This window comes from Timonella senegalensis JC301, assembly GCF_000312125.1.
Classification (GTDB): Bacteria; Actinomycetota; Actinomycetes; order Actinomycetales; family Cellulomonadaceae; genus Timonella; species Timonella senegalensis.
The window spans coordinates 173,419-193,980 of record NZ_HE978643.1; the positions used below are offsets into that span (position 1 = coordinate 173,419).

General features: G+C 62.9%; 15 protein-coding genes. 4 read left to right on the plus strand and 11 right to left on the minus strand.

The window, feature by feature from the left end; genetic code table 11:
* Positions 1-253: 253 nt before the first annotated feature.
* Positions 254-2,185, minus strand: a complete 1,932-nt coding sequence (locus HGSM_RS08505; RefSeq protein ID WP_019148328.1) for an endonuclease/exonuclease/phosphatase family protein — start codon at positions 2,183-2,185, stop codon at positions 254-256.
* 66 nt (positions 2,186-2,251) lie between these two features.
* Positions 2,252-2,848 (minus strand): NUDIX domain-containing protein, encoded by a 597-nt coding sequence (locus HGSM_RS08510; RefSeq protein ID WP_081581400.1) that lies wholly within the window; start codon positions 2,846-2,848, stop codon positions 2,252-2,254.
* Positions 2,849-3,031: 183 nt separating this feature from the next.
* Between HGSM_RS08510 and HGSM_RS08515 the strand changes: the two genes are divergently transcribed.
* Positions 3,032-4,066, plus strand: a complete 1,035-nt coding sequence (locus HGSM_RS08515) for a glycosyltransferase family 2 protein (RefSeq protein ID WP_019148331.1) — start codon at positions 3,032-3,034, stop codon at positions 4,064-4,066.
* An 88-nt stretch (positions 4,067-4,154) separates the two neighbouring features.
* On the opposite strand, the gene HGSM_RS08520 is transcribed toward HGSM_RS08515, so the two are convergent.
* The 9 genes from HGSM_RS08520 to HGSM_RS08560 all read right to left on the minus strand — a co-directional run bounded on the left by HGSM_RS08520 (position 4,155) and on the right by HGSM_RS08560 (position 15,730).
* Entirely contained in the window at positions 4,155-5,369 is a 1,215-nt protein-coding gene (locus HGSM_RS08520; protein ID WP_019148332.1) for a DUF6716 putative glycosyltransferase, read from the minus strand.
* On the minus strand, positions 5,369-6,367 hold the full coding sequence (locus HGSM_RS08525) for a hypothetical protein (protein WP_019148333.1): 999 nt from the start codon (positions 6,365-6,367) through the stop codon (positions 5,369-5,371). Before HGSM_RS08525 ends, HGSM_RS08520 begins: the two co-directional genes overlap by 1 nt.
* Positions 6,364-7,800: a polysialyltransferase family glycosyltransferase gene (locus HGSM_RS08530; RefSeq protein ID WP_154646291.1), complete on the minus strand. Its 1,437-nt coding sequence runs from the start codon at positions 7,798-7,800 to the stop codon at positions 6,364-6,366. Before HGSM_RS08530 ends, HGSM_RS08525 begins: the two co-directional genes overlap by 4 nt.
* Entirely contained in the window at positions 7,787-8,821 is a 1,035-nt protein-coding gene (locus tag HGSM_RS08535) for a glycosyltransferase family 2 protein (RefSeq protein ID WP_019148335.1), read from the minus strand. Before HGSM_RS08535 ends, HGSM_RS08530 begins: the two co-directional genes overlap by 14 nt.
* Positions 8,822-8,903: 82 nt before the next feature.
* Positions 8,904-9,806 (minus strand): N-acetylneuraminate synthase family protein, encoded by a 903-nt coding sequence (locus tag HGSM_RS08540; protein ID WP_019148336.1) that lies wholly within the window; start codon positions 9,804-9,806, stop codon positions 8,904-8,906.
* Positions 9,807-9,832: 26 nt separating this feature from the next.
* Positions 9,833-11,092 (minus strand): acylneuraminate cytidylyltransferase, encoded by a 1,260-nt coding sequence (locus HGSM_RS08545; RefSeq protein WP_040594903.1) that lies wholly within the window; start codon positions 11,090-11,092, stop codon positions 9,833-9,835.
* 214 nt (positions 11,093-11,306) lie between these two features.
* Positions 11,307-13,088: an acetyl/propionyl/methylcrotonyl-CoA carboxylase subunit alpha gene (locus HGSM_RS08550; protein ID WP_019148338.1), complete on the minus strand. Its 1,782-nt coding sequence runs from the start codon at positions 13,086-13,088 to the stop codon at positions 11,307-11,309.
* A gap of 165 nt (positions 13,089-13,253) precedes the next feature.
* Positions 13,254-13,910 carry a Maf family protein gene (locus HGSM_RS08555; RefSeq protein ID WP_019148339.1) on the minus strand — a complete coding sequence of 219 codons (657 nt, stop codon included), beginning with the start codon at positions 13,908-13,910 and terminating at the stop codon, positions 13,254-13,256.
* Between the two features lie 113 nt (positions 13,911-14,023).
* On the minus strand, positions 14,024-15,730 hold the full coding sequence (locus HGSM_RS08560; protein WP_019148340.1) for a DUF885 domain-containing protein: 1,707 nt from the start codon (positions 15,728-15,730) through the stop codon (positions 14,024-14,026).
* A 133-nt stretch (positions 15,731-15,863) separates the two neighbouring features.
* Between HGSM_RS08560 and HGSM_RS08565 the strand changes: the two genes are divergently transcribed.
* The 3 genes from HGSM_RS08565 (at position 15,864) to HGSM_RS08575 (ending at position 20,548) form a co-directional block, all read left to right on the plus strand.
* Positions 15,864-16,538: a vitamin K epoxide reductase family protein gene (locus HGSM_RS08565; RefSeq protein WP_019148341.1), complete on the plus strand. Its 675-nt coding sequence runs from the start codon at positions 15,864-15,866 to the stop codon at positions 16,536-16,538.
* Between the two features lie 234 nt (positions 16,539-16,772).
* Positions 16,773-18,506, plus strand: a complete 1,734-nt coding sequence (locus HGSM_RS08570; protein WP_019148342.1) for an ABC transporter ATP-binding protein — start codon at positions 16,773-16,775, stop codon at positions 18,504-18,506.
* Complete coding sequence (locus tag HGSM_RS08575) at positions 18,506-20,548, plus strand: ABC transporter ATP-binding protein (protein WP_019148343.1); 2,043 nt, start codon at positions 18,506-18,508, stop codon at positions 20,546-20,548. The genes HGSM_RS08570 and HGSM_RS08575 overlap by 1 nt, the downstream gene beginning before the upstream one ends.
* The last annotated feature ends 14 nt before the right edge of the window (positions 20,549-20,562 follow it).

A 20,562-nucleotide genomic window follows, 5' to 3' on the forward strand; every position in this document is an offset into this window, starting at 1 on the left:
GTTGCCCGCATGGGCCACCAGATCACCCAGGACTAGGAATCGCCTCGCTTCCAACCACGACCTAAACATCAGCGAGCACACGACTAAGGGCGGGGTGCCACCTCAAAGAGGTGGCACCCCGCCCTTAGTGCGTTCCCGCAAGGGAACGAGCAGTGAGTACCCCAGCGGTCGGTGCGGCGCACCGGGTGGTGCGGGGATCGTCGTGAATCAAAAATTAACGACGATTGTGCCCACGCAGGCCCGAAGCGGTGAGTCAGTTGGTGGAGACGACCGCGACGATGGGCAGGTGGTCGGGAGCTGTGGAGTCTAGGACCTTGACGTCCGAGAACTCGACGGAGCGGCCGAACACCCAGTCGATGCGAACGTCTGGCTGGTTCGCGGGGAACGTCAACGCTGCGGGGTCGCCCGCCGAATCGATTGCCGAGGTGAACTCGAGCTTTTCGAGTTCCTTGATCTCGCGCCAGCCAGGCTGGGAGTTGAAGTCTCCGGCAATGATCGTGGTGCCGCCGATGTGCAGGTTCTCGAACAGGTCTTCCAACTGGGCCAAGCGGGTTGGCGTGTTGTCGTCCCTGTGCTGCAGGTGAACGGACACGAGGTTCACGTCCTGACCGCGCACGTTGAAGGTGCCTGCGATCGCGGAGCGCCACTGCGGTCCGTCACCGTAGGTGAGGGCCGTGCGCTCCATCGCAGTCTGGCGCAGCGACTTCTTCCACAGGATTGCATTGCCGAACTGGTTGTCGGCAGCCCCAACAAACGCGAACTCCATGTTGAGTTTGTTTGCGAGGTAGGTGAGCATGTCCGAGCCGCCGGCCATGATCCAGCCGCGCGAGACCTCCTGAAGCGCGAGGACGTCCGGGTTCACCTCATCGATCTCGCGGGCCATCTGCTCGAGCGACACGGAGCCATCCAGCGCGAGACCGTAGTGCAGGTTCCAGTTCATGAGCGTGACGTTGGAGGACGAACCCTCATACCCGGGCATCGAGTACATGGACGACACCGCAAAGCTGCCGATACCGAGGGCTGCGATCGAAGCGATGGCCACACCCGCTGACGCGAAGATCATGGGGCGGGACGCAAGTTCCGCAGGAGGCGCTGAGGGCAGCCTGCCAGCGCGCTTCTCGGCGCGGGCGATCACGAGTGCTCCTGCCGCAAGAACAACGGACAGGCCGACCATGATGAACTCGTTGGGGAAGCCCAGCGGAATGTCGTAGTCGAGCTGGAACAGGAGGATCGGCAGGATCACGAGGAGGCCGATGCCGGCAGATACGCCCGCGAGCGAGACACTTGATGCCGACTGGCTGGAGCGTTCCGTGGCAGTGATGAGCAAGCCGAAGCTCGAAATCGCGAGAATCGCTATTCCCACCGCAATGGCGAACGAACCCAGAACGCTGTTGGGCTCTGGCCAGCTTGCTAGGAAGTAGACCAGGGCGGTGCTCGCAACGAGCGTGAAGGCGAGAAGCCGGACGGGCTGCTGATTGCGGGCAAGAACGAAGGTGCACAACATGGCACTGACGGCCATGATCAGACCCGAAACCCACAGCGCCAGGCCAGTCTGCGAGGAGATGAACGCGGGGTTCGCAAACACCACGGTGCCGAGAGTGAGAACCGGTCCGATTGCCCACAAGCCCTTAGAGCGCGGTGCGGGAGTAACGTCCCGGGCCAGCCAGGCCGACACGAGAGCGGTGGCGAGCACGAGTGCAGTTGGCACAAAGGCCAGAAGGTGCTCGTGCCACATGGCGTCGAGCGTCCCCAACAGCAGGTTGATCGCAGCGGAGACGAGGAGGCCGCCGAATACACCGCGTGCAACGAGCATTCCTCCATGCCGGGACAGGGCAGCTGCAACGATCGTGGTAGTGGAGATCGCGAGCGCAACCGTAGCAAGCCCAACGCCGAGCCGGACGGTTCCGTCCAGGAACTGGAGGCCCGAACGCGCAATACCGAGTGCTGCGATGGCCACGAGGACCATGGGGCCACTTGGTGCCCGGCGCGCGCTGAGCGCAAAGGTGAGGAGCGCGGGCGCTAGATACGTGCCCAGCGCTGCGAGCGCTGCTGAGATGACTCCGGCGTTGTTCAGCACGTAATCGAACTGAGGGCCAGAGAACCGCACGAGTTCGGCGGTGAGGGCTACCGAGGCGGTGAGCGCGACGAGCAGCGCGGCACTGGTGCGGTTCGTTCTATGAGGCATGAAGCAAACTTACCGTGAACAGTGGGCGTAGCCGGTGGTTAGACGGTAAAAACGGACACTGTGTTTTTACTCTTGCTCGTCCAAGAGTTGTAACAACCGGGGGAGAGAGCTGTGAAACGCGGGAAGGAACTCGACCACCTCACCGTTTCGGGTGATCTGCTGGTTATCGGAGGCTGCGGCCAGCCGCAAAAGGGGCAGCTTTATCCATTCGATCTCGAGAGACTCGGAATCCGTAGCACCGATGGTGTGAAATGGGCCGGCGGACTCTGCGACGATCGTGGTGTACGACCAATCGGGATGGGTGAACTCGTGGCTTGCGAGAGGGATGACACTCGTCGAGGAAACGCCCGCCTCCTCGTGTGCCTCGCGCAGCGCGGCCTCGACCGGAGTTTCCCCCTCCATGAGCGCCCCGCCCGGAACGCCCCATGTTCCGCCCTGATGACTCCACAGGGCGCGGTGCTGCAACACGACGTGGCTCCACCTGCCATCCGCTCCGCGCTTGGCAAGGAACAGGCCCGCGGCTCCGAAGAGGCCCCAGTGCCGGTTTCCACAACCGCAATTGACCCAGCCATCGCCTGACTTCCGGACAAAACCGCGTGGAAGGCTGTTCTGGAGCTGGCGGTGGTGCTCGCGGTCGTGCTCGGGAGGCAGCAAGGAGGACATGGGTTAAACCTATCTAAGCAACCCAGCACTGTCCTGCACGCGGGCGGCGTGGCAACTGGCAGAACAAGTGGTCATCGCGAGTTTGGGGCGCGTTCACGTTGGCTAGTGGTTGTAGGGGTATCTTCATCGAGCGTTGGATTGGGCGCCAAGCCGCGTCCATTCCGGGCGCCTATCGTTCGAGTTATGTCAGCCCAGGTTGGAGAAGAACCAGTCGATCAACGCGCCGAGACGACCTTGCCAAAGGTGTGCGTGGTCGCAACCGTGCGCAACGAGGAGCGCTACCTCGAAGGCGCGCTTGAGTCGGTACTGTGCCAGGTGTACGGCGGCGAACTGAGCGTGGTCCTGTCAGTTGGTCCCTCGAGGGACAACACGTACGGGATCGCTCAGGAGTATGCGCTACGTGATCGGCGCCTCACCGTGGTGGAGAGCCCCTCCGGTCTCATCCCCAATGGTCTCAACATTGCACTCTCCCACGTTCCCTCTGATGCGCTCGCAGTTGTTCGGTTTGACGGTCACACCCGGCTTCCCCAGGGGTATGTGAGCGCGATGGTTGAGACCCTCGTGCGCACGGGTGCAGACAACGTGGGAGGAGTCATGCATCCCGTGGGAACCTCGCCGCTCGAGCAGGCCATCGCCTTTGCCATGTCGCATCGGATCGGTATCGGGCCTGCCTCCTTCCACACGGGCGGGATCGAAGGCCCTGAGGAGACCGCCTACCTTGGTACCTTCCGCAAGGAAGCTCTGGACCGGGTGGGCAACTATGACGAGTACTACGAGCGAGCCGAGGACTGGGAACTCAACTTCCGAATCAGGAAGTCCGGGGGAATCGTATGGTTTCGCCCCGACGTTGCCGTGGACTACCGACCGCGCTCTAGTTTCAAGGCTCTGGCCAAGCAGTTCTTCCACACGGGGCAGTGGCGCCGTGAAGTCATGAAGAACAATCGATCCACGGCCTCACTCCGCTACCTCGCCCCGCCGCTTGCGGTGCTTACGATCACTGTGGGCACACTGCTCGGTCTGGTTGGCGCGAGCGTTGGACCATCGGCGCTCATGACCGCCTTCGCCGCACCTCTCGGATATGCACTATTTGCGCTGGTAGGAGGACTCTGGGCAGCCCGCGAGCTGCCTCCACGAGCACGCCTCCGCGTTCCGCCGGTCCTCGCCACCATGCACCTGTGCTGGGGAGCGGGATTCCTCTTTGGCAAGGCAACCAGTTAGAAAGCGGACAAAGATGTGGGGCCGGACGCATGGTCCGGCCCCATTCTTGTGCGTGCGGCAAGTATCTAGCGGTGCTCGCGCAAGTTGGCTAGAGGGCCCGCCGGAGTGCGCGAGAGACGCGCTGAGAGGCTCGTGCGAGTGCGGGCGGGACGGTGGATCGCAGCCAGTTGCGGGCGAGCCGGCGTCTCCTTCGACCCACATTGAGTGGAGGGTGGGTGGGAAGTGTTCCGGATCGGGCACGCCCCGCAAGCTCCACCAGGTGAGCGGGAAGCTCGGGCGGGCTCGTGTGAAAATAGTTCGCGGTCAGCCAGTCGCGGTCCGGCTGCCCGAACCGCAGCTCAACCACGTCTTCGAGCGTGCCAACGCACCCGCTTCCCGAGTAAACGGCGTTGAGGAGGCGCTCGTTCACGCCAAAGTCGGACAGGATCATCGTGGGTAAGCCTGCAGCAAGCGACTCGAGCGCCGCCGTGGATGAGACCGTGACGTGGGCGGAGCCTGGACTCAGGTAGTTGCTCAAGGGGCCAGCCGCGAAGGTCAGCGCTTCCCTGCGCAGCCCCTTGTCGCGCTCGCACAGGTCATCCCACAGGGAGTCGTACGGGAACTGCTCGTTGTGGGTTTGCTGCTCGCCCGCAAGCGCCCTCACCTTGACCACAACGGTGAGGTCGGTGTGGGTAAGTGCGGCGCTGTGGAGCGCGCGCAGAATTCGCTCGCGCTGGTGCGCAGACCGTGGCACGAGGGCCTGCGGAGTGAACACGAGGGTTGTGGTGGCCTCTGCGGAGTGCTGAGCCCGCGGTGGGAGGAAGGGAAGCGGGTTGAGGACGAGGTCCTGTCTGACTCCCAGCGCGTCCATGAGAGCTGCGTATTCTGTGCGTTCGCGCTCGGAGTGCACAACCATGGAGTGGACACGCGATCGGAACTCGATGCCCTTTGCCCTCGCTGGCAGCGCCATGCCGGGAATCCCGGAGATGAGCGCGGGAGGCGAAGGAAGCCTTACCGCGATCTCGGCGACCACCTCCATAACTGGCCCAGTCCCCGCAAGAAGGATTACGTCGGGAGTGTGTTCCCGCAGCATCCGGCGAAGTCGAGGCATCGACACCACGCGCGGCAGCGCCGTGGCAAACCGTGTGCCCGATGTGGCGGCCTCGCACTGTGCAGGGGACGGAAATATGGGTGAACGGACGAGGACAACGCGGGGTGCACAGTCCGGGCCCAGCGTATCGAGGGTCGTGGCAGCCCACTTCAGGTACGAGTCGGAGTCCGCGATGGCAAGTATCGTGATGGGGCTTCTAGGTTGGGTGTGCATCAGGGTTGGCTCTCGAACAGTGAAAGAGGCCGGGTCAGGAAGTCCCGGACACCGGGGGAGGTCTGGTCGGTCCACCAGTGGGAGGGGACCTGATGTCCCACAACCGGGACGCCCCGAGTGCTCAGCATCGGTGTGAGCGTTATGAGCGCGGTGGTGGGCAGCATGTGCACGGACGCGGGCGGGTTGAGGCCCCGCAGGGACACCTCGACTGATGCGGAAGCATACGCAACGCTCACGCCGTCGAGCGCAGCAATGTGCCGACGCAGTGGAGTGGTGGTTCTCCGGTGCGGGTAGTAGAGCACCGGCCCGTTCCGCGCCAGTTCTCGCACCCACTCGACGTAGGGGTCCTGGTGGATGTGGCCATCTGCAACGAATCCTGAACCCACCACGACCGTGTCATTGCCAGCAGGCATGGCGGTGGGCGTGGAGCTGAGCCACGGATACTGGTGAAACACCACGTGCGCATCGAGCACCGCGAGCTCCTGATGGAAAGCCTCCGTTGGCGGCATTGCTGTGAAAACGGTGAGCCTTCCTGAGAACGCGGCCCTGCGGAGCTGGTGGGTCATGGCCAGTCCGAGGGTTCTGCGTGCAGGGGAGACCACCTGCCCGGGCCGCACCATCGCACGGTTGGCCGCGAGCGCCTCAACTGCGGCAAAGGTGTTGAGGCCGTCGTCTACGATCACGACATCGGTGACCCGATTTCGTCGCAGTAAGCCCGACTGCTGCTGTCCCGAAAAGGGATCTCCCAGTACGTGCACGTAGTCGCCCTTGGGCGTGGTGTGCTTGGCCGTTTGGGGCGTGTCCTTGGACCCGAACACCTTGATGCCGATGGGCAGGCCAATTTCCTTGAGCGCCGAGAGGGTGGGCGCGATCGAGCCGTTCGGGTCGCGGACGACTAGCTCGCAGTTGGGTCCCAGGATTCCGTAGGCGTGGGCTTCGACCACGTTGAGGAGCTGGAGTGGGGACTCCGCATATGCAACGGAACGCCAGTGGCTCACTTCTGCTTCCTCCGGTTATTGGTTGAGGGGCCGCGCAGGAGATCGGGCGAGCGCCGCGCCGGGGAAAGCCGCTTGAGCTGGCGAAAGGCGCCGATAGCCCACCGCGAGCCGCGAAGGTCCCTAGCCGTTGAGGGAGACGGCGCCTGCGCCACGATGCCCGCGGCACGTGCCCGCTTGAGCTTGATATAGCGCCGCCAGGCGGGTTGAGGCTCTTTGTGAGCGGTGTGCGGGAGCCCTTCCATATGCCAGGACGCGAAGGAACGGGCGCCCTCCGCCAGATCGGGGTTGAGGTCAGGCTGGCACGCATACGCGACTGCGTTGATGAGCGCGGAGAGCTCGGATGTCCCAGGCCCCAGGCCGTGGCGCTCGCGGTACGATTGCGCGGCTCCGTCGACTCCCATGAGCGCGTCAGCGATGGTCACGGGCACCCGGTTGGAGTTCTCGTATGGTGTGAGGCGCTCCAGCAGTAAATCGGTCCCTAGAGCCGCCACAGGGATCCCGTACCCAAACTGGGCTGTGGGCAGCGCCGTGGAGAACGATGACACCACGAGGTCTGGGGGATAGGCATGGAACAGAAACTCCGCAATGGCGCCGCCTCGGGCTACATGCAGGCGAATGCCACGCGACTCGGCAAACTCTCGAAGTCGCCATAGCACGGGTTCCGGGGCGCTGGGATGCGGCTTGAACACCACGAGGAGCTCTGTGCGCTCGTGGGCGTAGGCGATCATCCGGGCCGATAGCTCGAACTCTTCCGCAGGCTCCAGCACGCCCAGCGCCGAGAGGTACTGGCCTAGCACGAGCGCATACGGCTCACCGGGAACCGGTGCCTCCGTGACCTCGGTCACGAAGCCCGCAACAGTTGCTTTCAGGTCTTCCAGCGGCAACGGAATGTGGCGAGGAGACGCCTCGCGGAGCAGGAGAGGTTCCAACCCCGGGACAAACTGCGGGTACAGGATGCCGGAAACTCGCTGGGTGATCGAGGCGGGGAAGCGAGTGCGCGACGGACCGTAAACCATCAGTCCGTCCGCGTGCACCACGATCTTGCTGTCCCAGAAAACGCGCGCGAGCGCCAAACCGGGGTCCGACTGCAACGACTCCAGGTACAGCACAACGTCGGCACCGCGACCGACACCCAAATACGAGCTGAGCAGAGGCCGCACCCACGACATGTCGCGCGCACGCGGAGAGAAGTCTCGCGGGGCCAAGGGGTAGAGGAGCGTGTTGAGAGACACCACGGAGGTGAAGCGAGAGGAAGCCTCGGCCACAATCTGTGACTCCTCGAGCGGAGCAGCCAACTCGGGCGCAGGCGCGTTGGTGCACAACACGAGGGTGCGCAACCGGCCGGGAGCGGACACAACGCCGGAATCGATCGCCGCGCACAGGGCCACCACCTGGAAGAGCGAAGACGCCTCGTAGATCTCATGCGTGGGCACGGCGAACACCACCCGCAACGCGCGCGAACATCGTATTCAGGCTGTCCGCCCGCTCCTCATCGAGAACAGCAAACGCGCGCGCAACATACGGTCGGTTGGCCACCATGTCCCACGTCCGCAGCGCCAGTTCGTCCATGAGCGCCGGCTCGCCGCCGCGACTTTCAGCTTCCGCAAACCTCACCAGTTGGAAGTGCGCAATGGCCAAGAACTGCCGGGACGCCTTGGTAAGCAGCCCGTCCTCAGTCACCCCAAGCGCAACCGCAGCCGGTGAAATGGGCGTAGCCAAGATCGTCGAAAATATGAGGGAGAACGCGTCAAGGAACCCAAGCTGGCGGCGGGTCACCGCCGCGGTCAGCGAACCGGGAACGCCGCGGCGGTAGAAGAATCCGGGCTCGCTGATGACTCCGTAGCGCTCGCAGGTGAGGTGCAAGCGCCACATGAGCTCGCGGTCCTCGGCGGTCGCGCACTCGGCGGAAAAATGGAGTTCACCACGCTCGCGCAGGCGGGCGGAGAACAGGCCGGTGCAGGGGAACGGGTAGTCGAGCATAGTAGAGCGGTCAGGCTCTGCCACGGAGTCGAGGGGGTGCAGCACGCGAGCGCGACGAAACTCCGGAGCCGGACGAATCTCGCGCGAGCGCCCGGTCTGCCGCGTGTGATCAGTGCGGACAAAGTCCAGGTCCAGCCCGTTCAACGCATCCAGACACGTGCGTAAATACCGGGGACCGTACCAGTCGTCGGGATCCAAAAAACACAGTGCGCCTCCCGTGGCGGCCTCGATGCCGCGGTTGCGGGCCCGTGAGACGCCTTGAGAGGTAGCGTTCTCCAGAACGGTGAGCAGCGGGAGGCGATCAGCGAACGAACTCGCCACCCGCGCGGTGTGGTCCGTTGAACCGTCGTTGACCACGATGACCTCTAGTCGGCCCGGATCAATGCCCTGAATGAGCAGGCACGACAGGGCATCGCCGAGGTAGTCCTCCATGTCTTTGGCGGGAATGACAACGGAAACGAGTGGCTGCGGCACGATCCGGCTTTCTGTGTCTGTGGCGATGGGCCGGGGCGCTAGTGGCCCCGGCCCAAGGTTGGCGCTGAGGAAGTGGCAGCGATCAGGCGTCGACGCGGCGCAGGCGCGAGAGTGGAGCAAGCTCGCCAGGGAAGACCTTCTTCACGCCGTCGCCCATGGCCTCTTCGATGATGCGGATGTCGCGCACGAGGTTCTTGAAGCCCGTGGGTTCAAGGGATGCAGCCTGGTCCGAGCCCCACATCGAGCGGTCCATCGTGATGTGGCGTTCCACGGTCACGGCGCCGAGCGCGACAGCGGCGAGCGAGATCTGCAGACCGCGCTCGTGACCCGAGTAGCCAACAGGCACCTGGTAGCGCTCACGCAGGGTCTCGATCGTGCGCAGGTTGGCCTCCTGGGGAGGAAGCGGGTAGGTCGACGTTGCGTGCATCATGATGAGCTTGTCGGTGCCGAGGGTTTCCACGGCCTTGTCGATCTGTTCGATCGTGGACATGCCCGTGGACAGGATGATGGGCTTCCCGGTCTGCGCAAGGGCAGTCAGGAGCTCGATGTCCGTTACGGACGCTGACGCGACCTTGTGGGTGGGCACGCCCTGGTGCTCCAGAAACTCAACCGACGGGACGTCCCACGGCGAGGCAAACCAGTGCAGGCCGCGCTCGGCAGCATAGTCGCCGATTTCCTTGTACTGGACCTCATCGAACTCAACGCGGTACCGGTACTCCAGGTAGGTCATCTCGCCCCACGGGGTCGAGCGAATCTGATCGCGCTGCTTGAGCGGGGTAGAGATCGCAGGGGTGCGCTTCTGAAACTTCACCGCGTTCGCGCCGGCCTCGACAGCAACGTCGATGAGCTGCTTGGCCACCTCGACCGAGCCATTGTGGTTGATGCCGATCTCGCCGATCACGTAGACGGGCTGCCCCTCGCCCACCTGCTGCTCCGCGATCGGAACCGGGGTGATTACTGGGGCGGCGAGTGAATGTGTGGACATGACGTTTCTCCTTGAGTGCGGGTTTCTTAGGCGTGCGGAATAGGTTGTTGTGTGGATGGGGTGGGAAGTGGTGAGGTGCGAGCGGTGATGATGTCGCAGATCTCCCGGACCGCGCCCTGCCCGCCCTTGCGGGACAGCACGTGCCGGGCGGCGGACTTCACTTCGGGGCGCGCGTCGGCAACGGCCACCGGCCAGCCCACGAGGGCCATTGCGGGAAGGTCGTTGACGTCGTTCCCCACGTAGGCCACACGCTGTGGGTCGAGCCTGTTGGCAGAGAGCCAAGCGGTCAGTGCGGACGCCTTGTCGTCAATGCCCTGAAGGACATCCACGCCGAGTTTCTTGGCGCGGGCCGAGACGATCGGGTTGCGTTCGGTGGACAGGATCAGGAAGGGGACGGAACGGTTGCGTAGGCGGGCCACTCCCATCCCGTCTGAGCGGGAAACCTGGACTTGCTCAGAGCCGTCAGCGGACAGGATTGCTGTGTCGTTCGTGTGGACACCGTCGAAGTCCGTGATGAGAGCGTCGACGTCGAAGTCCACTTGACCAGTGCCCTCCGCGCCGCCCGTCCCCGACTCCTCGAGCGGCACTGCCTGCGCGTGCTCAATCGCCCGGCAAATGGCTAGGTCTTCGGGTGAGTCGATCTCGATCGAGTCGATGCGCGGGACCGCCTCGATGCCTATCCGGCCAAAGAACCTGTTGCGCGCGGCCCGCAAACCGGCAGTGTTCATCGCGTAGAACGCACCCGTTTCCCGGTACGAGGGTGGTAGGTCTTGGCGTCGGAGGCGGTGACTTGGGTCGTGCCCTACTGCGTGGGCGCCCGCGGTGTCCACCGTCCACGAGAACGAGTGATCCTCGGTCGCGCTGAACACCACGTCTTCGCTGCCAGCCAGTACCCGCGTGATCGCGGCGTTGAGCGCGCCGGGGTTGATGAAGGGCGACGTGCACTGCACGAGTACGGTGACGTCTGGGAGCAGGTGGCCACCGGCCTCGTAGGCATCGAGTGTGTGGAGCACCGCCGACTCGGAGCTCGCAGAGTCGCCCGCGATCTCCCCGGGCCTGCGCACGACAACCGCGCCGTATCGTGCAGCCTCCCGGGCGATGAGTTCGGAGTCGGTCGAGACAAGTACTGCGGAAACGTGCGGTGCGGCGAGACTTGCCTTCACAGCACGTGCGAGGAGTGAGTCCTCACCAACCGCTTGGAGGTTTTTGAGGGGGATCCCCTTGGACCCTCCGCGGGCGGGAATTACCACAAGGGCCGATCCGAATGAGTGTGTTTCCGTAGTCACACCATGGACGGTATGTGTCCTAGGTGGACGCAAACTTGATGACTCGTAGCACTCTTGTGAGCGCTAGATTTTGATTTGGTGGCCAGTAGGTGAACTGGCTCACTTCCGCTGTGCTCGCAACTGATTCACGACGATCGTGGTCACCTCGGGCATAAAGAAGCGGCCCCAGCCTGCTTGGCTGGGACCGCTTCGACCTACCCGGTTGTGGGTGGTTCTAGTCTTGGATCTCGCAGATCACGGTTCCGGAGGAGACACTCGCGCCGACCTGGGCGGTGAGGGAGGTGACCTTTCCGGACTTGTGGGCCACGAGCGGTTGCTCCATTTTCATGGCCTCGAGCACAACGATGAGTTCGCCGGCCTGGACCTGGGTGCCCTCTTCCACGGCGATCTTGACGATCGTTCCCTGCATGGGGGAGGACAACGACGCTCCCGAGGCTGTGGGTGCCTTGGCCGCTGAGCGACGAGCAGGACGGCGAGCCGCGTTCGGGCGCGCGCCACGTGCGCCGCCGATGTTGAGGCCCGCAGGGATGACAACCTCGAGGCGCTTGCCGCCGACCTCTACGACCACGCGCTCCGTGGCGGGCTCTTCCGTGGCCGCTTCCGCTGCCGGCGCTGCCGGTGCGAGTGCCCGGCACACGTCCATGAACTCGGATTCAATCCAGCTTGTGTACACGCTGAACGGTTGTGCCGGGTCTTCGGGTGCGTATGCGGGGGAGTTCAGTACCGCGCGGTGGAATGGGAGGACCGAGGGGATGCCCTCGAGGGTCATTTCCGCTAGGGCGCGGCGGGCGCGGGAAATCGCCTGCTCGCGGGTCGCGCCGGTAACGATGACCTTGGCAATCATGGAGTCGAACGCGCCGGAGATGGCGTCGCCCTCGACCACACCCGTGTCCACGCGGACGCCTGGGCCCGACGGGAAGTTGAGTGAGGTGATGGTGCCGGGCTGGGGAAGGAAGTTCAGCGCGGGATCCTCACCGTTGATGCGGAACTCTAGCGAGTGGCCGCGTGGCGCTGGATCCGTGAACTCGAGTTCCTTGCCCTCAGCGATCTTGAACTGCTCGAGAACTAGGTCGATCCCGGTGATTTCCTCGGTGACAGGGTGCTCCACCTGGAGTCGGGTGTTGACCTCGAGGAAGGAAATGGTGCCGTCCTGCCCCACCAAGAACTCGCAGGTTCCCGCGCCCCGGTAGCCGGCCTCCTTAAGGATGGCCTTGGAGGACTCCACGAGGCGGGCGTTCTGCTCGCGGCTCAGGAACGGCGCTGGCGCCTCCTCCACGAGCTTCTGGTGGCGGCGCTGGAGTGAACAGTCACGGGTGGACACCACAACGACGTTTCCGTGGGCGTCCGCGAGGCACTGGGTCTCCACGTGGCGGGGCTTGTCGAGGTAGCGCTCCACAAAGCACTCGCCGCGGCCAAAGGCTGCCACCGCCTCGCGCACGGCGGACTCGTACAGTTCCGTGATTTCGTCCTCGGTACGGGCGACCTTGAGGCCACGCCCGCCACCGCCGAACGCGGCCTTGATGGCAATGGGGAGCCCGTGCTCGCGGGCGAAAGCGTGGACTTCTTCCGGCGACTCAACGGGGTCCGGGGTTCCAGGGACCAGTGGCGCACCGGCGCGCTGCGCGATGTGGCGTGCGCTGACCTTGTCGCCGAGGCCCTCGATAGAGGCTGGGGACGGGCCGATCCAGATGAGCCCGGCGTCGATGACGGCCTGGGCGAACAGTGCGTTCTCGGAAAGGAACCCGTAGCCGGGGTGCACGGCGTTCGCGCCCGAACGGCGAGCCACGTCGAGCAGCTTGTCGATGTCGAGGTACGTGTCCTGCGCTCGGGTTCCCACGAGTGCGAAGGCCTCGTCGGCGAGCTTAACGTGCAGGGAGTCCCGATCGGGATCTGCGTACACTGCGACGCTTGCGACACCGTAGTCGGAGCAAGCGCGGATGATGCGGACAGCGATCTCGCCACGGTTGGCGATGAGGACCTTCTTTATTGCGGGCACTGCCCAACAGTAAACCTAAATCGAGGCAGTTTTCATGCCCGCTCGCGTGGCGCGCAAAAGATTGGCCGTCACCTCAAGGGGCGCCTGGGCCGTTTGTAGGATTCCTCTATAGCGTGCGCGCCCCTAGCTCGGCTGATACCGTTAAGTTCGTGGCTATCAGCAAAACTAGCGGTTCCACAGTGAGGTCCACGAGACCCCCAAGCGCCCGAGAATGAGGCGCAACAGCGGCAGGCTGAGGCCGAGCACGCCGTGGTGGTCACCCTCGATCCCGGAGATGAAGGGGCCGCCAAAACCGTCAATGGTGAAGGCGCCCGCCACATGCAGCGGCTCACCCGTGGCAACGTAGTCGACGATCTCCTGATCGGTCACGTTGGCAAAGTGCACAATTGTGGAACTGACGTCCCCCGACTCCGGCACACCCTCGCCGGGCAGCACCTCCCCAAGCATCCTGACCCAGTGCCCGGAGTGCAGCACCCCGGAACGGCCTCGCATCGTCTTCCACCGCTCGATCGCAACCTCAGGTTCGTAGGGCTTTCCCAGAATCTCTCCGTCGAGCTCGAGCATGGAGTCGCAACCCACCACGACACGTTGGGTGGGCTGGGACGCAGGTGAATCGTCGTGAATCTGGTCTGCAACGGCCGCGCATTTTGCGCGGGCCAACTCCAAGACCGCCCGCTTGGGATCCAAAGGACCCTCGGCACGCAGGCGCTCCAAAATCGCGTCCTCATCGACGTCAGAGACCTGGACGCTCGGCTCAACACCCGCGCGGCGCAGAGTCTCGAGGCGGGCGGGGGATGCGGAGGCAAGGATCAGTTGGGTCACAAGGTCACCTTAGTGCACCGGCGCAGAGCGCCGGACAAAACCCTGATTAACGACGATATGGTGACGCCCCAGCGGGACGTCACCATATCGAGGTGGATCAGGAAGTGGTAGAACTAGCCGGCGAGAGCCTCGCCAAGCACGTCCAAGCCCACCGAGCCGAGAGCGAGCGCGCGCTCGTGGAAGTCCTTGAGCGAGAACTCTTCGCCGCGGGCCTCAGCAGCGGCGCGAGCGTCCTCACGGATCTGCTCCCACAGGCGCTGTCCGACCTTGTACGACGGAGCTTGGCCAGGCCAGCCAAGGTAGCGGTTGAGCTCGAAGCGGACGAATGCCTCAGGCATGTTGACGTTGGCCTTGAGGAACTCCCATGCCTTCTCGGAATCCCAAATGCCGCCGCCCCACTCTTCGGGGCACGGCTTCTCAAGGTGCACGCCAATGTCGAGTACGACGCGAGCGGCGCGCAGACGCTGGCCGTCGAGCATGCCGAGGCGGTCCGCTGGGTCCTCAAGGTAGCCGAGATCCTCCATGAGGCGCTCCGAGTAAAGCGCCCAACCCTCGCCGTGGCCGGAAACCCAGCACGCCAGGCGACGCCAGGAGTTGAGGGTGTCGCGCAGGTACACGGCTTGGGCGCACTGCAGGTGGTGGCCGGGAACGCCCTCGTGGAACACAGTGGTCTTCTCACGCCAGGTGTTGAACGTGGTCACCGATGGTGGGACGGACCACCACATGCGGCCGGCACGCGAGAAGTCGTCGGTTGGAGGGGTGTAGTAGATGCCACCGGTCTGGGTGGGAGCGATCATGCACTCGATGGTCTGGACTGGTTCCGGGATGTCAAAGTGTACGCCGTTGAGTTCACGGATGGCCTTGTCAGCGGTCTCCTGCATCCACGCCTTGAGCTCGTCCTTGGAGCGCAGGATGTACCTGTCATCCTTGTCCAGGTTCTCTACTGCCTGCTCGACCGTGGTGCCAGGGCCGTACAGTTCCTCTGCGATGGCCTGCTGCTCAGCAACAATGCGCGCAAGCTCCGCGAGGCCCCACTCGTACGTCTCGTCCAGGTCGATCGTGGCGCCCAAGAACTGGCGCGAAGCCAGTTCGTAGCGCTCGCGGCCGGCGGCGTCCTTTTCAGGCGCCTGCGGCAGAAGCTCAGTCTCGAGGAAGTCTGCCAACTCGCCGTATGCGCGTGCGGTGGCAAGGGCAGCATCCTTGAGGCGAGCGCCCAAATCTGCTGCGTTCTCAGAGGTCTCAATGATCTTGGTGGCATCATCCGAGGTAACGAACTTGAGGAAGAAGGTCTCGTCCTCGTTTGCGTTCTCGCGGGCCTCAGCGGCACCCAAGGTTACCTGGAGCTTGGCGGGAACCTTACCGGAAGCCGCACCGAAGCGCAGGGACTCGATGTAGCCGGCAATCGACGTAGGCAGAAGAGAAAGGCGCGAAGCGATGTTCTCCCAGTCTTGAACCGTCGCAACTGGCTGGAGGTCAAACAGATCGCGCATGCCCTGAAGCGGGGACGCGATGTTGTTGAGGTCCGCGTGTGCCCAACCGGATTCAAAGGTCTCTACCGCAAGGCCGAGGCGCTCGCGCATTGCCGCGATGGAGACGGCGTCGATCTCGTCAGTGGGATCGACCGAGTCGAGTGCTGAGAGTGTTGCACGGTCGAGCTCCGCGCGGGCCGAAAGGCCGGCAGGGGAGAGGTCGGTGACGAGGTGGTCGTAACCGGGGATTCCGATTGCGGTTGCGCCGAACGGGTCAAGTGCGGCGAGTTTGGTCATGTAGTCCTCGGCGATAGCGTCTACGGCGCTCGCCTCGCGGGAAAGTGAAGTCATGGGTAGACGCTACCGCAAAGTAACCCCTAGCTGGAGGATTGTCTCGTGCTCGAAGTTGTCCGTGGGGACCATCGTCCCTCAAACCGACCAGAGGGATGACGCATGCTAAAGGTGGCAGAAGGGTTTAACGTACATGACTGACATCAACACGAGCGGCGACGTCTTCGACGACCTCACCGATGAGGAACTCTACGAATACGAGTTCGCTCTCACGGCACCGCGTCACCAGAACAAGCGAATCTTCGGACTCATGCTTGCTGCCGCTGTCATCTCTCTGGTTGCGGCTTTCGTGCTCGCCGTCGACGCAATCAAGCTAGCGGAAGACCCAACGGCGGCGCTGGGCTGCAACTTCAACGCGATCCTCAATTGTGGAACCGTGGCGCTGTCATGGCAGGCGACTGTTTTTGGGTTCCCCAACGTGTTCCTTGGCCTCATGTTTGAGCCAATGGTGATCACCATGGCGATGCTCGGCCTGTCCGGTACCAAACTGCCACGATGGTTCGCCCTGACAGAGCAAGTCATCTACATCTTTGCGACCCTGTTCGCGATCTGGCTGTTCACGCAGTCCCTCTTTGTTATCGGCGCGATGTGCCCATGGTGCCTCGTCATTACGTACGTGACGCCATTGATCTTCCTGACACTCCTTCACTACAACATCCGCGAGGACAACATCTGGCGCAGCGGGAAGGCTCGGGAGCGCGCCCGCACGTTTGTTAAGCGACACTACGACCTCTACGCGTTCATTGGCTGGGTGGTCCTCGTGACCGCTGCGCTGATCATGAAGTACGGATCGCAGCTGATTTCCTGACAGCGGCGCCTAGTATGTGCCGCTAATCTGCAGGTTTGTGAAGGGTGTCCTCCAATGGAGGGCGCCCTTCTCCCATGGAAAGAAGGACTACCTCTTGCCTACTCGGTCGGGTGGAGGCAGGAAGGCTTTCGCTGTGTGCGAAGAAAAAAGTTTCCAAATGTCAGACGGACTAGACAGAATTAGTGTTGGGTCATACGCCGGTCACGGCATCATACAAATGAAGGATCACTTCCCATGCTCATGAAGCTCATCATGAAGCATTCCAAGCCCTACATCGGGTGGATATGCGCTGTCTTGGTGCTGCAATTGCTCACAACAATTGCGACCCTCTATTTGCCGAGCCTCAACGCTCGCATAATTGATAAGGGTGTGACGCTCGGGGACGTCGACTTCATCTGGAGCACAGGGCGAGTCATGCTTGCTGTCGCATTCGTGCAGGTCCTCACCGCGGTGGCCGCAGTGTACTTTGGCGCGAAAACAGCAATGGCGATCGGCCGTGACCTCCGCCGCGAGGTGTTCTCCTCGGTCACCAAGTTCTCCGCGCAAGACGTCAACAAGTTCGGCGCCGCAACGCTGATCACGCGAGGCACCAACGACGTCCAGCAGGTCCAAATGCTCGTGCTCATGGGCCTCAACTTCATGGTGAGTGCGCCCATCATGTGTATCGGTGGCGTGATCATGGCGCTGCGCGAGGACCCTGGGTTGTCTTGGCTCGTCTGGGTTTCGGTCCCCGTGCTATTCGTCGTCGTGGGTATCCTCGTGTTCTTCCTTATGCCGCTCTTCCGTGAGATGCAGGAGCGCATCGATGCAATCAACGGCGTCCTGCGCGAGCAGATCACGGGCCTGCGCGTCGTTCGTGCATTCGTGCGGGAGAAGCATGAGACCGAACGCTTCGAAGACGCGAACCAAAAGTTGACCCGCGTCGGCGTACGTGTAGGTAACCTGTTCGTCCTGATGTTCCCGCTCATCGGAATGATCCTTCACATCGCCACTGCGGCAGTGCTGTGGTTTGGTGGTCACCGCGTGGACGCCGGTCTCGTTCAGGTTGGTGCTCTCACCGCGTTCCTCCAGTACCTGCTGCAGATCCTCATGGCGGTCATGATGGGAACGTTTATGGCCATGATGATTCCGCGTGCAATGGTCTGTGCCGACCGTATCGGCGAGGTCCTAGGCACTACGCCGTCGATGGTTGATCCTGACACTGACTCGGGCACCACGCCGGTGGACGGGACCGTCGCATTCAACAATGTCTCCTTCGGATACGAGGGCGCCGAGAGCCACGTGCTCAGTAACATCTCCTTCACCGCCCGCCCGGGGCAGACCACCGCGATTATCGGGTCGACCGGTGCAGGCAAGACCACGCTCCTCAACCTCATTCCGCGTCTGTATGAGGCAAGTGAGGGCGCAATCACGATCGGCGGTGTCCCGGTCAGCGAGCTCTCCAGAGCCCAACTTTCCTCACTCGTTGCAGCAGTTCCGCAGCGCCCGTATCTGTTCTCGGGAACTGTAGCCTCCAACCTCCGGTTTGGCGCCACTGACGCGACCGAGGACGAGCTATGGGATGCGCTGACGATCGCGCAGGCCAAAGACTTTGTGAGCGAACGCGAGGGTGGGCTGGAGTCCACAATCTCCCAGGGCGGAACAAACGTATCCGGTGGTCAGCGACAGCGACTGTGCATCGCTCGCGCAATCGCTGCGCGGCCAAGCATCTACCTCTTCGACGACTCGTTCTCGGCTCTCGACGTTGCAACGGACGCGCGTTTGCGTGCGGCGCTCCAGGAGCCAACCAAGGACGCAACGGTCATCATTGTGGCCCAGCGCGTCTCGACTATCACGGAGGCCGACCAGATCATCGTCCTCGACGACGGGCAGGTTAGTGCGGTGGGAACCCACAGCGAGCTTCTCGAGTCCTCGGCGACCTACCAAGAAATCGTCCAATCGCAGCTTTCTGCGCAGGAGGCAGCGTAATGGCACGGAACAAGAAGGAAAAGAACACACCTGTAGTCGAGAACCTGGAAGAGGATTTCTCGAACGCCGGAGATATCGACATCTGGTCCGAGGGAGCGCCGGCGCGCAAGGCGCAGCACTTCTGGGCATCCGCCAAGCGTCTGGTCGGACTTCTGTCACCCCACAAGGTGGGCATGGCGCTCGTTCTCGCAATGGTCATTATCGGCGTGGTTCTGTCCGTCATCGCACCAAGAATCCTTGGTAAGGCGATGGACGTCATCTTTGCCGGTGTCATGTCCAAAAACATCCCCGAAGGCACCGATGTCAATGCGATGATTGCCGGTCTGCGCGCACAGGGCGAGACCGATAAAGCGGACATGCTCGCGAACATGAACCTGAACCCCGGGCACGGAATCGACTTCTCGATGCTGGGCAAGTTCATCCTTACTGTGCTCGCCCTGTACTTGGTTGCCTCATTCTTCAACTGGTTGTCGGGATGGTTGCTCAACCGACTCGTCATGAAGGTCGTGTACCAGCTCCGACGTGACGTCGAGGCAAAGCTCAACCGCCTCCCCATCGGCTACTTCGACACCCGTCAGCGTGGAGACCTCCTGTCCCGTGTCACTAACGACGTGGACAACATCCAAAACGCACTCCAGCAGGCCATCTCGCAGCTTCTCCAGTCGGTGCTCACCGTGATCGGCATCGTCATCATGATGTTCATCGTGTCGTGGCAACTCGCCCTCATTGCCCTCATCGCACTGCCGCTTTCTGCCGTCGCTGCAGGCGTGATTGGTTCCAAGGCGCAGGGGTTGTTTACCCGCCAGTGGAAGACCACCGGAGCGCTCAACGGCCAGATCGAGGAGTCTTTCTCGGGGCACGAGTTGGTTAAGGTGTTCGGCCGTGAACAGGACATGGTCACCCGGTTCACCGAACGTAACGACGAGCTCTTTGACGCATCGTTCGGTGCGCAGTTCGTTTCCGGAACTATCTTCCCGGTCATGAACTTCGTCTCCTACCTGGCCTACGTGGGAATCGCTGTGGTGGGTGGCCTGCGCGTGGCTTCGGGTCAACTGAGCCTCGGTGATGCCACAGCCTTTATCCAGTACTCACGTGAGTTCACCCAGCCGCTTGGCCAGATCGCAGGCATGGCAAACATGCTGCAGTCCGGTGTGGCGTCGGCGGAGCGTACGTTTGAGTTGCTCGACGCCGACGAGCAGAAGCCGGAGCAAGCCACGGTTGTTCTGCCCGAGCGGACCGACGGACGAGTTGAGTTCAAGAACGTCTACTTCTCCTACACGCAGGACAAGCCGCTCATCGAGGATCTCTCGTTTGAGGCCCACCCAGGACACACCGTCGCGATCGTCGGCCCAACGGGCGCAGGCAAGACAACGCTCGTGAACCTCGTTATGCGGTTCTACGAACTAAACTCGGGCTCGATCGAGCTTGACGGGGTCGACATCACCGAGCTGAGCCGGGCGGATCTGCGCTCCAAGGTGGGGATGGTGCTCCAGGATGCCTGGCTGTTTGGCGGAAGCATCATGGAGAACATTCGGTACGGCCGGCTCGACGCCTCCGATGAGGAAGTCATAGCAGCGGCCAAAGCGACCTTTGTGGACCGCTTTGTGCGCGCCCTTCCGGATGGATACAACACGCTCATCGATGAGGAAGGCACCAATGTGTCGGCCGGTGAGAAGCAGCTGATCACGATCGCCCGTGCCTTCTTGGCAAACCCGTCGCTACTGATCCTCGATGAAGCAACCTCGTCTGTGGACACGCGCACGGAACTGCTCGTGCAGAACGCAATGGCTGCGCTTCGACAGGACCGAACTTCCTTCGTCATTGCGCATCGTCTGTCCACTATCCGTGACGCGGACACAATCCTCGTAATGGAAGAGGGACAGATCGTAGAGCAGGGCAACCACGCCACGCTGCTTGAGGCGGACGGCGCCTACGCACGCCTCTACAATTCGCAGTTTGCAGGAGCCATTGTGGAGGAAGAAGCCCTCGCGGACAGCATAGCCAAAGTGGCCGGTCCGCAGGGGGATTCACCTCGAGTTTAGGTGACACCTTGCTA